13 protein-coding genes are annotated in these 9,777 nt (G+C 67.4%); 5 read left to right on the forward strand and 8 right to left on the reverse strand.

Annotated features, from left to right (window positions below):
- The first annotated feature begins 122 nt into the window (after window positions 1-122).
- The gene (locus tag EXU32_RS11690) at window positions 123-1,337 is read left to right on the forward strand and encodes a N(5)-(carboxyethyl)ornithine synthase (protein ID WP_130630069.1); all 1,215 of its coding nucleotides are present in this window, start codon (window positions 123-125) and stop codon (window positions 1,335-1,337) included.
- Here the strand turns inward: EXU32_RS11690 and EXU32_RS11695 are convergent.
- The gene (locus EXU32_RS11695) at window positions 1,261-2,046 is read right to left on the reverse strand and encodes a hypothetical protein (RefSeq protein WP_130630070.1); all 786 of its coding nucleotides are present in this window, start codon (window positions 2,044-2,046) and stop codon (window positions 1,261-1,263) included. The genes EXU32_RS11690 and EXU32_RS11695 overlap by 77 nt on opposite strands.
- 50 nt (window positions 2,047-2,096) lie before the next feature.
- Here EXU32_RS11695 and EXU32_RS11700 point away from each other — a divergent pair, with 50 nt between their 5' ends.
- Complete coding sequence (locus EXU32_RS11700) at window positions 2,097-2,813, forward strand: histone deacetylase (protein WP_242612771.1); 717 nt, start codon at window positions 2,097-2,099, stop codon at window positions 2,811-2,813.
- 59 nt (window positions 2,814-2,872) lie between these two features.
- Here EXU32_RS11700 and EXU32_RS11705 read toward each other — a convergent pair whose 3' ends face one another.
- The 6 genes from EXU32_RS11705 to EXU32_RS11730 all read right to left on the reverse strand — a co-directional run bounded on the left by EXU32_RS11705 (window position 2,873) and on the right by EXU32_RS11730 (window position 6,448).
- A complete protein-coding gene (locus tag EXU32_RS11705; protein ID WP_130630071.1) occupies window positions 2,873-3,193 on the reverse strand; it encodes a HigA family addiction module antitoxin in 321 nt (106 codons plus the stop codon).
- Complete coding sequence (locus tag EXU32_RS11710) at window positions 3,168-3,449, reverse strand: type II toxin-antitoxin system RelE/ParE family toxin (RefSeq protein ID WP_130630072.1); 282 nt, start codon at window positions 3,447-3,449, stop codon at window positions 3,168-3,170. Before EXU32_RS11710 ends, EXU32_RS11705 begins: the two co-directional genes overlap by 26 nt.
- Window positions 3,450-3,599: 150 nt before the next feature.
- Window positions 3,600-3,935, reverse strand: coding sequence for a HepT-like ribonuclease domain-containing protein (locus tag EXU32_RS11715; RefSeq protein ID WP_130630073.1), 336 nt, complete (start codon window positions 3,933-3,935; stop codon window positions 3,600-3,602).
- Entirely contained in the window at window positions 3,932-4,261 is a 330-nt protein-coding gene (locus tag EXU32_RS11720; protein WP_130630074.1) for a nucleotidyltransferase family protein, read from the reverse strand. Before EXU32_RS11720 ends, EXU32_RS11715 begins: the two co-directional genes overlap by 4 nt.
- A gap of 226 nt (window positions 4,262-4,487) precedes the next feature.
- Entirely contained in the window at window positions 4,488-5,810 is a 1,323-nt protein-coding gene (locus tag EXU32_RS11725) for an NtaA/DmoA family FMN-dependent monooxygenase (RefSeq protein ID WP_130630075.1), read from the reverse strand.
- A 248-nt stretch (window positions 5,811-6,058) separates the two neighbouring features.
- Window positions 6,059-6,448, reverse strand: coding sequence for a heavy metal-responsive transcriptional regulator (locus EXU32_RS11730; protein ID WP_130630076.1), 390 nt, complete (start codon window positions 6,446-6,448; stop codon window positions 6,059-6,061).
- 105 nt (window positions 6,449-6,553) lie between these two features.
- On the opposite strand from EXU32_RS11730, the gene merA reads away from it, so the two are divergent.
- The 3 genes from merA (at window position 6,554) to EXU32_RS17700 (ending at window position 8,667) form a co-directional block, all read left to right on the forward strand.
- Window positions 6,554-7,978 carry a mercury(II) reductase gene (merA, locus tag EXU32_RS11735; protein WP_130630077.1) on the forward strand — a complete coding sequence of 475 codons (1,425 nt, stop codon included), beginning with the start codon at window positions 6,554-6,556 and terminating at the stop codon, window positions 7,976-7,978.
- 205 nt (window positions 7,979-8,183) lie between these two features.
- The gene (locus EXU32_RS17185; protein WP_165399657.1) at window positions 8,184-8,522 is read left to right on the forward strand and encodes a hypothetical protein; all 339 of its coding nucleotides are present in this window, start codon (window positions 8,184-8,186) and stop codon (window positions 8,520-8,522) included.
- Window positions 8,506-8,667, forward strand: coding sequence for a VOC family protein (locus EXU32_RS17700; RefSeq protein WP_165399658.1), 162 nt, complete (start codon window positions 8,506-8,508; stop codon window positions 8,665-8,667). The genes EXU32_RS17185 and EXU32_RS17700 overlap by 17 nt, the downstream gene beginning before the upstream one ends.
- 23 nt (window positions 8,668-8,690) lie before the next feature.
- On the opposite strand, the gene ychF is transcribed toward EXU32_RS17700, so the two are convergent.
- Window positions 8,691-9,776 carry a redox-regulated ATPase YchF gene (gene ychF / locus EXU32_RS11745; protein ID WP_130630078.1) on the reverse strand — a complete coding sequence of 362 codons (1,086 nt, stop codon included), beginning with the start codon at window positions 9,774-9,776 and terminating at the stop codon, window positions 8,691-8,693.
- Between the last annotated feature and the right edge of the window lies 1 nt (window position 9,777).

Genomic DNA, 9,777 nt, shown 5'->3' on the forward strand with positions numbered 1-9,777 from the left:
AGCAGAGCCGCAGCACGCGGCGCTGAGCTCACCCGACGGTGTGGACACGGACCGGTGACGAGATCCTTCGGCGTACAGTCCAAGGAGGAGCTGACTCGGGTTCCCCAACCATGGGAGTCCGGATGTCCGGCACCGCTCAACACACCTCAGCTGTCCCCCCTTCGTCAGGCACGAACGCTGCGGACTCGCTCCTCACCCTCGGTCTGCTTGCAGGGTCGTCGATGGAGAACGAGCGACGACTCCCGCTGCACCCCCACCACCTGGACCGGATCGACCCCGACCTGCGAGCCAAGATGATCGTGGAGCGCGGATACGCCACGGACTTCCAGCTGGAGCCCGGGTACATCGAGTCGCGGGTGGGACGAGTCGCGGATCGCTCCGAGGTGATCGAGTCCGCGGACGTCCTGCTGCTGCCCAAGCCGCAGGCTGCGGACGTGACCGCGATCCCGCAGGGGCGGGTCCTGTGGGGGTGGCCGCACTGCGTGCAGGACGCGCAGATGACCCAGACCGCGATCGATCGCGGGCTCACGCTCATCGCCTTCGAGGCGATGAACCACTGGAGCCGTCAGGGCGACTTCAGCCTGCACGTGCTGCACAAGAACAACGAGCTGGCCGGCTACTGCTCCGTGCTGCACGCGCTCAGCCTGCGCGGGTCGACGGGCAACTACGGGCCCCGGATGAGTGCGGTCGTCATCGGGTTCGGGGCCACCGCGCGCGGCGCGGTCACCGCGCTCAAGGCCCACGGGATCCACGACATCCAGGTCCTCACCCAGCGAGGCGCCTCAGCGGTCGGCGCGCCGATCCACAGCGCGCACCTCACCCAGCTGAACACCGCCGACGGCCCGACCCACCTCAGCACGGTGGTCACGGACGACGGCGATGTCCTGCTCCCGACCTTCCTCGCGTCGCACGACATCGTCATCAACTGCACCCTCCAGGACCCACTGGCACCGATGACCTACCTGCGGACCGTGGACCTCGAGGAGTTCTCCCCGGGCAGCCTGATCATCGACGTCTCCTGCGACGAGGGGATGGGGTTCGAGTGGGCGCGGCCCACGGAGTTCGAGGACCCGATGTTCGTCGTCGGGCAGGGAGTGAACTACTACGCCGTCGACCACAGCCCGTCGTACCTGTGGAACTCCGCCACCTGGGAGATCAGCGAGGCCCTCCTGCCCTTCCTCCGCACGGTGATGGAGGGCCCGTCGGCGTGGTCGAGGAGCCTGACCATCTCCAAGGCGATCGAGATCCACGACGGAGTCATCAAGAACCCGGACATCCTGGAGTTCCAGGGTCGCGAGGCCGACCACCCCCACGCCCGGACTGCTCGGGTGTCCTGACGCCGCGTCGCGACTCAGGCGAGGAGGTGCCGTGGAGCTCGACGTCCAGGCCGTGGGTGCTGGCGAGGTCGAAGACCCGGGGTACCACCGCGCCGAAGGACTCGGGCCCGAGCGGCAGGGTGAGGTCGCGGTGGGCCGTGCGCCCATCGAGGAGCTCGAGCCCGATCGAGCGGCGGCCATCGCGCATCCCGAGCTTCACACCCGCCGACCGGTCGAGGCCACGCCGCACCGCCTGACGCGCGAGGTGCTCGGCGTCGAGCTGCGCCAGAGCGTTGGTCCTGCGGGCCCGAGGGAGATGGCTGTCAAGTCGCATCGAGGAGATCTCGCTCCACGTGAGGTGCGGCTGCCCGGCGCCGACCGCCCCATCGACGACGAAGAGCCCGTCGACTCCCTCGTCGTCGATGCTCACGAGCGGCTCGCTCTGACGCGACCACCGGACAATGCGCGTGAGGACCTCCGCCGCACTGACCAGGCTCACGAGTGCGACCAGGACGAAGAAGATCCCGAACCCGCAGCCGATGACCTTGCCCGCGAGCTCCATCTGCCTCAGGGACGCGACGATCATCACGATGCCCAGTGCGGCAAGCGCGATCATGATCAGCGCCGCCACACCGAACCCGACGAGCTGGCGGGCCGCGCGTCCGGACTCGTAGCGGATGACCACCCTCGCCGAGTCGTCGACATGGTGCTCGCCGCTGCGGTCGCTCATGCCGGGATCCTACGGACACGCGATCACCGGGCTGGGGGACAATGGACGCAATGAGTACGACAGACCTCTGGTACGTGTCCTATGGCTCCAACATGTCTCGTCGGCGGCTGGGCTCCTACATCGAAGGGGGCCGACCGCCCGGCTCGGCGGTGACCTACGTCGGTGCGCGTGACACGACGATGCCGCTCGCCGACATGGCCGTCACCCTCCCCGGCAGCCTGTACTTCGCGGGCGAGTCGCGCACGTGGGGCGGCGGGGTCGCCTTCTACGACCACGACTCCCCCGGCGCCACCGCGGCCCGCGCCTACCGGGTCACCGTCAGCCAGTTCGTCGACATCGCGGCCCAGGAGATGCACCGCATCCCCGACCCGGGCGACCCGCTCGAGGCCGTGCTGCTCAACGGACTAGACGGTGCCCGCCACCAGGCAGGCCCGGGCGTCTACGAGACCCTGATCGAGGTGGGCCGGCACGACGGTCTGCCGATGCTGACCTTCACCGCTCCCCACGGACTGACCGCGGTACCCCACACGCCGCCGCGTCCCGCCTACCTCGCGATGCTGGCCGAGGGCCTGCGCGAGGCGCACGGCTGGGACACGGAGCAGATCGGCGCGTACTTCGCTGCCGTCATCCGCGGTGAGGACGAAGGGAGCCCGGCGGCTCCCCCTTCGCACGACCGTGCCGCGCTGGACGCGATGGCGCAGGACCCCGACTTCGCGGGCAGCCGCGAGGAGTCAGCACTGCGGCCGGACCGGCAAGGGAATCCCTGAACGGGCTGGGCGGGACGGTCCCCACACCGCCCACGCGGGGCTTCGTTCACGCTGCCCCGTCATGCGACATGCAACGGCGTGATCGCGGCAACCTTGTCGCGCAGTGCACGGCGCTCGAGCCGGAGCTCGTAGTTCGACTGCAGATTCATCCAGAGCTCCTCGGACGTTCCAAAGTAGCGCGCCAGACGGATCGCCGTATCGGCGGTGATCCCCCGCTTGCCGTGCACGATCTCGTTGATCCGGCGCGGCGGAACACCGATGGACACGGCAAGCTTGTTCTGCGTGATCCCGAAGCCCTCGATGAAATCCTCCATCAGGATCTCTCCCGGGTGGATCGGCTCGATCAGGTCGTTCTCAGTGGTAGTCGACGAGTTCGACATTGTCCGCACCTCCCTCTCTCCAGACGAAGCAGAGACGCCATTGCGCGTTCACGCGGATGCTGTGCTGCCCGCGTCGGTCGCCGACCAGACGCTCCAGGCGGTTGCCTGGCGGGACCCTGAGGTCCTCGACATCCTTCGCCGCGTGAATCAGCTCGAGCTTCCGCAAGGTCGCCCTCTGCACCGTCCGGTCGACGCGCTTGACGTACTGCTCATGCCAGATGCGCTCGGTGTCCTTGCTGCCGAACGATCTGATCACGAGACCAGCATATAACGGACACCGTCATTAACGCTAGACGTTAAACCCAAACCCGACCACGTTCCGGCACGCACGGCCATCACTGTCCTCAGACTGCGCACCATCCTCAGGTCGGAGCACCAAGCACGCCGGTGGCCGTGCGAGACGAGATCAGTCGGTGGTGATGTGGCTTCGCAGTGCCTCGGCGAGCGGCTGGAGATGCGTCTCCACGACATCGCGGACGACATCGGCGGCGACTCCGAAGTACTGGTGGACGAGGATGTTGCGGAAGCCCCGGATCTGCGGCCAGGGGATATCCGGATGCGCATCTGTGATCTCGGCAGGGAGATGGTTCACGGCTTCGCCGATGATCTGTAGATTGCGCTCGATCGCATCCATTGCCATCTCCACCGTGCCCGCATCGCCCTCAAGAGCGACGACATATCGCTGGCATCGTTCGATGGCCTCGAGGACATCGGCGATGCGCTGAGCAGGGTCTCGGCTCACAGCGCGACCGCGTCGATGAGTGCCGAGGCCGAAATCGGCCGCTTGAGCAGCTGGACGGGAAACACGTCGATGTCGTCGCGGCCGAAGAGCGCTCGGGTGTCTTCCATCAGCCCCGAGGCCCGCATGAGCAGATTCCCCTCCGCAGGGTCCATCTCGACCAAGATGTCGATGTCCGAACCTGGGCGCGCAGTGCCCCGGGCAATGGAGCCGAACAGCTTCGGGCTGGTTGCGCCGTACCGGTCCAGGATCGCCAGGAACTCATCACGATGCGCGTCGAGGAGCTCGCGCAGGGCGAGCGTCTCGGGTGTCATGGTGATCTCAGGCATGTCGTCAGGATACCTGCGAGTGCGGATTAGCACGGCTGTTCCGCCGACGATCTGAACTGATGAGGCCCGACGGTTTGAGCTACCTGGCCAAGCCTCATACGGCGTCGGCTGACCGGCTGCCGCGGAGGGAGGACAGTATGCGTGTCCTACACGTTGAAGCGGAACTCCACCGCGTTCTGTGGCCGAACAACCTTTGGTGACAGCGACTCTGATGGCGGAACTCGAATCAGCTGACGCGGGGGTCCTGGCCATACTGCCGCGGCACCCCCAGGTGCTCGCGCAGCGTGGAACCCTGGTAGTCGCGGTGGTAAAGTCCCCGCTTCTGCAGGATCGGGACGACCTCGTCGACGAAGTCGTCCGCGATCGCGTACGTGGCCTGCTGGAGCCAGAAGCCGTCCGCGATCCCGGCTTCGAACGCGTCCTGCAAGTAGTCGGCGATCGCCTCGGGAGGCCCGACCGGGCTAGGGGCATAGTCGATGACGCCGTGGGCCAGGATCTCGCGCGGGGTCCAGCCCTGGTACGCAATCTCCAGCGCACGGGACGAGCGAGGATCAGCCGGGTTCGCCCGCGCACTCTCGAGCTGCGGTCCGCTCAGAGGCTGGTCGGCCCGCGACGCATCCAGGCTCAGACCGAGCATCTGTCCGAGCATCGGCACCCGCTGCGGCGCGAGGTGCTCGTCCATCTGCATGCGCCTGCGGATCGCCTCCTCTACGGTGCTGCCCATGATCGGCATGAATCCCGTGAAATACTTCAGTTCGTCCGCGTCGCGACCAGCCTGGTGTGCGGCGGATCGGTACATCTCCCGCTCCTGGCGAGTGGTCGCGAAGTCGTACGTGGACGATCCCACCGCGACGCTGGCGTAGCGGCCGGCAAGCCCTAAGCCGTACTCGCCGCCACCAGCGGAGGCGACGACAGGCTGGCCCTGCTCCGAGGGCGGGATGACCAGCGGCCCGCGGGAGGCGATATGCTTGCCGCCCAGGTTGATCGGCTGGATCTGGTCCATGTCCAGGAACTGGCCGGTATCGACATCGCCGACCCACGCATCCTCGCCCCAGCTGCCCCAGAGCGCCTGCACGATGGTGATCATCTCGTGGGCGCGCTCATAGCGTTCCGCACGCGGCCGTACCTGCTCGCCATAGTTCGCCACAGCAATCGGGTCGCTCGTGGTGACGGCGTTCCAGCCCATGCGCCCGCGGCTGAGCACATCAAGCGCCTTGAACTGGCGGGCCAGGTTGTAGGGCTCGTTGTAGGTCGTCGATCCGGTGGCGATGAAACCGACCCGCGTGGTCTCGTGCGCGAGGACCGAGAGCGTCACGATCGGATCCAGCGTGGACGCAGGGGCCTGGTTCTCCATGTCCCCGCGAGCCCCCGGGAAGTCCGGAGCGAACAGGAACGCGAACTTCCCCCGCTCGGCGGTCTGCGCCAACTTCACCTGAACCTCGACATCGGTCAAGTTTCTCGTGTCGTTCTCCGGAGCGCGCCACGCCTGCCCCTGCACCCCGTAACCGCTGCTCAAGGTGGCACTGAGCAACATCATCTTCTGACTCATGAGTGGTCCTCCGTCGTGGCGGGGGTCAAGGGCGCAACTGCTTCGAGCCCTGACGCAGCTGCCACGAGAGCGCTGCCGGCCACCGGGTTCGCATCATGTTCTTGTAGCACTCATTCTCAGACGATGAACAGGAACTCCAGCACATTCCGTGGTCTCGCGAGAAGTCAATGGGGAGCGACTACACGTTGAAGCGGAACTCCACCGAGTTCCGGCAGATGCCAACCTCTGAATTCTCCCGCTATACCGAATTACAGGTAGCGGCACACCCTGTCCGCTCCGCACGTGTCGGGGTCCGGATGCGCGGCGTCGCGCCTGAGGTCGGCAAGGGTGGCATGCAATGCGGTGAGCCTGGCGATCTGCTGCTCGATCTCGGCCAGGCGTGCGTCGAGGAGATCGCGCACGTGCTCGCAGGGCGCGTGACCACCGTCTCGGATGTCGAGGATCTGGCGGATCTGGGCGAGGCTGAGGCCGGCGGCCTGCCCTCGGTGGACGAAGTCGATCCGGGCGATGGCGTCGGGCGCGTAGTCGCGGTAGCCAGACGGGGTGCGCACGGCCGGGGGCAGCAGGCCCTGCTCCTCGTAGAACCGCAGCGTCTTCGCCGTCGTGCCCGCAGCCTCGGCGAGTTCCCCGATGCGCATCGCAGCCTCCATCCATGCGTCAGGAGCACTCTTGACCTTCCCCTGTACTGGAAGGTCCAGTATGGCTGAGAAGGAAGAGAAGTCCAAGCGTTGACAGGAGCTGCGATGCCTACGAAGTACGACCTCGCCATCATCGGATCGGGTGGCGGTGCGTTCGCCGCGGCGATCCGCGCGACCACGCTCGGCAAGTCAGTGGTGATGATCGAGCGCGGCACGCTCGGCGGGACCTGCGTGAACACCGGGTGCGTGCCTTCGAAGGCGCTCATCGCCGCCGCCGAAGCGCGACACGTCGCCGCGGACGCCTCGGCCCAGTTCCCGGGGATCGCGATGACCGCGGAGCAGGTGGACATGCCCGCCCTGATTGCCGGGAAGCAGTCGCTGGTCGAGTCGCTGCGCGGCGAGAAGTACGCCGACGTCGCCGACTCCTACGGCTGGCCGGTGTGGCAAGGAGACGCCGCGTTCGCGGGCACCTTCGACGCGCCGATGCTGGAGGTCGCAGCCACCGACGGGACGGTCCAGGCGATCGAGGCGGAGCACTACCTGGTCGCCACGGGGTCTCGGCCGTGGGCTCCGCCGATCGACGGCCTGGACGAGGCGGGGTACCTGACGTCGACCACCGCGATGGAGCTGGACCAGGTCCCCGAGTCGCTGCTGGTGCTCGGCGGCGGCTACGTCGCCCTGGAGCAGGCGCAGCTGTTCGCGCGTCTCGGTTCCCAGGTCACCGTGCTGGCGCGGTCCCGGCTGGCGTCGAAGGAGGAGCCAGAGGTGTCCAGGACACTTCAGCAGGTGTTCGCCGACGAGGCGATCCGCGTGGTGCGCCGCGCGCTGCCCACCCGAGTGTCCCGGGAAGCAGCGACCGGGCAGGTGTTGGTGACCGCAGACGTGTCGGGCGGCGAGCAGGAGTTCCGCACCGACCAGGTCCTGGTGGCGCTCGGACGCCGCCCGGTCACCGACGGGCTGAATCTCGGCCCGGTCGGGGTGAAGACCGGCGGCTTCGGCGAGGTGGTCGTCTCCGACCGGATGCAGACCTCCAACCCACGGATCTGGGCCGCGGGCGACGTGACGGGGCACCCCGAGTTCGTCTACGTCGCCGCCCACCACGGCACCCTGGTCGCCGAGAACGCCTTCGCTGAAGCCGACCGGGCGGTGGACTACGCCCGGCTGCCGAGAGTGACGTTCACCAGCCCGGCGATCGGGGCGGTCGGCATGACGGAGAAGGAGGTCGTCGCCTCGGGGATCCGCTGTGACTGCCGCGTCCTGCCCCTGCACCACGTGCCCCGCGCGCTGGTCAACCGCGACACCCGCGGCTTCATCAAGATCGTCGTGAACGCCGACACGAGCGAGATCCTCGGCATGACCGCCGTCGCCAAGGACGCCGGGGAACTCGCCGCCGCAGGGGTCCACGTGCTCGGCAAGAAGGTCGCCGAGGTCGCCGACGCGTGGGCCCCCTACCTGACCATGGCTGAAGGCATCCGGATCGCCGCCAAGGCCTTCACCACCGACCCGTCGATGCTGTCGTGCTGTGCGTGAAGGCATGGCCTGAGCCAGCGAATGGACACCAGAGGTTGAAGCGCAGAACGGAACTCCACCGATTTCCGGCAGACACCAACCTCTCAATGATCACCACGCGCGACCGCGCAGGTCGACCTCGCCGTCCGGCCAGGAAGCAAGCCGGTCTCGGCCAACTTGCCTTCAGTCTGCTCGCTTCGCCGCGTCATCGATGGGCCTCCCGGCGGTGACCAGCAACCGTCTGAGACTCGAGCGCTTCGTACGGCGTCGTTTTCATCGCATCCCGAACCCGCGTCAGTTCGACGAACGCTGGCAGGTTAGGCCTTGCGCGCCTGGGGACGGCAACATTGATTCGTCGGGGATTCACATCAGCGAGGCCGAACAACGCCAGCACGGACTCGCCGTGCAGGTACGCGCCCTCACCAGCGCGCAGGAACGCCTATCCACGTCGACCTTGTCCTCGACGGATACCGGCTCGGCCTCGCCACCGAAACCAGCACCCGCGATGACCACGGTCTCGACCCGGTCGCCGATGGTCGCGGGCAGCGGTGATCCTGTGGACTGACGACGTTCCCTCAGGCTACGAGCGACTCATCGAGCTCGGCGCAACGCCCGTCAAGTCGCCAGAGCCCTGGCTCGATCGTCTACTGATCGTCTGGGTCGAGGACCCGGACGGCCACCTGGTGCAGGTTGTCCAAGCCACGAGCTGACGAGACGTTGAACCGAAACGCGACTACACGTTGAAGCGGAACTCCACCACGTCGCCGTCGACCATGACGTACTCCTTGCCCTCCATGCGCACCTTGCCTGCAGCCTTGGCATCGGCCATCGAGCCCAGCGCGTCGAGGTCGTCGAAGGAGACGACCTCGGCCTTGATGAACCCTCGCTCGAAGTCGGTGTGGATGACGCCCGCCGCCTGGGGAGCCTTGTCCCCGCGGTGGATCGTCCACGCGCGCGACTCCTTGGGGCCGGCGGTGAGGTAGGTCTGCAGACCGAGGGTGTTGAAGCCCTTGCGCGCGAGCTGGTCCAGGCCCGGCTCGTCGATGCCCACGGACTCGAGCAGCTCGCGCGCCTCGTCGTCCTCGAGCTCGGCGACCTCGGACTCGAGCTTGGCGTTGAGGAAGATCGCCTCGGCCGGCTCGACGAGCGCCTGCATGCGCTCCTGCAGGTCGGTGTCGGTCAGCTGGTCCTCGTCGACGTTGAAGACGTAGATGAAGGGCTTGGTGGTGAGCAGACCCAGCCCCGCGGCCAGCTCCATGTCGACCCCGGCGGCCGCTCCCTTCGCAGAGAGGGTGTCGCCTGCCTCGAGCACCTCGCGGGCGGCGACGGCCGTGTCGAGGACGGCCTTGTCGATCTTCTTGCCCTTGAGCTCCTTCTCGAGCCGCGGGATGGCGCTCTCGAGGGTCTGCAGGTCAGCGAGGACGAGCTCGGTGTTGATGGTCTCCATGTCGGAGGCCGGGTCGATGCGGCCGTCGACGTGGGTCACGTCGTCGTCGACGAAGGCGCGCACCACCTGGCAGATCGCGTCCGACTCGCGGATGTTGGCGAGGAACTTGTTGCCCAGCCCCTCCCCTTCGCTCGCACCGCGGACGATGCCGGCGATGTCGACGAAGGAGACCGTCGCGGGGAGGATCTTCTCGCTCCCGAAGATCTCGGCGAGCCGCTTCAGCCGGACGTCCGGCAGCGGGACGACGCCGACATTGGGCTCGATGGTCGCGAAGGGGTAGTTCGCGGCCAGGACGTTGTTCTTGGTCAGGGCGTTGAACATCGTCGACTTGCCGACGTTGGGGAGCCCGACGATTCCGATGGAGAGTGCCACG

Source organism: Janibacter limosus (assembly GCF_004295485.1).
Classification (GTDB): domain Bacteria; phylum Actinomycetota; class Actinomycetes; order Actinomycetales; family Dermatophilaceae; genus Janibacter; species Janibacter limosus_A.

Bases quoted from the DNA above. Each gene is read 5' to 3' on its own strand.
- merA (WP_130630077.1), top strand. From the start codon at position 6,554: ATGCCTACGAAGTACGACCTCGCCATCATCGGATCGGGTGGCGGTGCG.
- EXU32_RS11725 (WP_130630075.1), bottom strand. From the start codon at position 5,810: ATGAGTCAGAAGATGATGTTGCTCAGTGCCACCTTGAGCAGCGGTTAC.
- EXU32_RS11695 (WP_130630070.1), bottom strand. From the start codon at position 2,046: ATGAGCGACCGCAGCGGCGAGCACCATGTCGACGACTCGGCGAGGGTG.
- EXU32_RS11700 (WP_242612771.1), top strand. From the start codon at position 2,097: ATGAGTACGACAGACCTCTGGTACGTGTCCTATGGCTCCAACATGTCT.
- EXU32_RS11720 (WP_130630074.1), bottom strand. From the start codon at position 4,261: ATGCCTGAGATCACCATGACACCCGAGACGCTCGCCCTGCGCGAGCTC.
- EXU32_RS11690 (WP_130630069.1), top strand. From the start codon at position 123: ATGTCCGGCACCGCTCAACACACCTCAGCTGTCCCCCCTTCGTCAGGC.
- EXU32_RS11730 (WP_130630076.1), bottom strand. From the start codon at position 6,448: ATGCGCATCGGGGAACTCGCCGAGGCTGCGGGCACGACGGCGAAGACG.
- EXU32_RS11705 (WP_130630071.1), bottom strand. From the start codon at position 3,193: ATGTCGAACTCGTCGACTACCACTGAGAACGACCTGATCGAGCCGATC.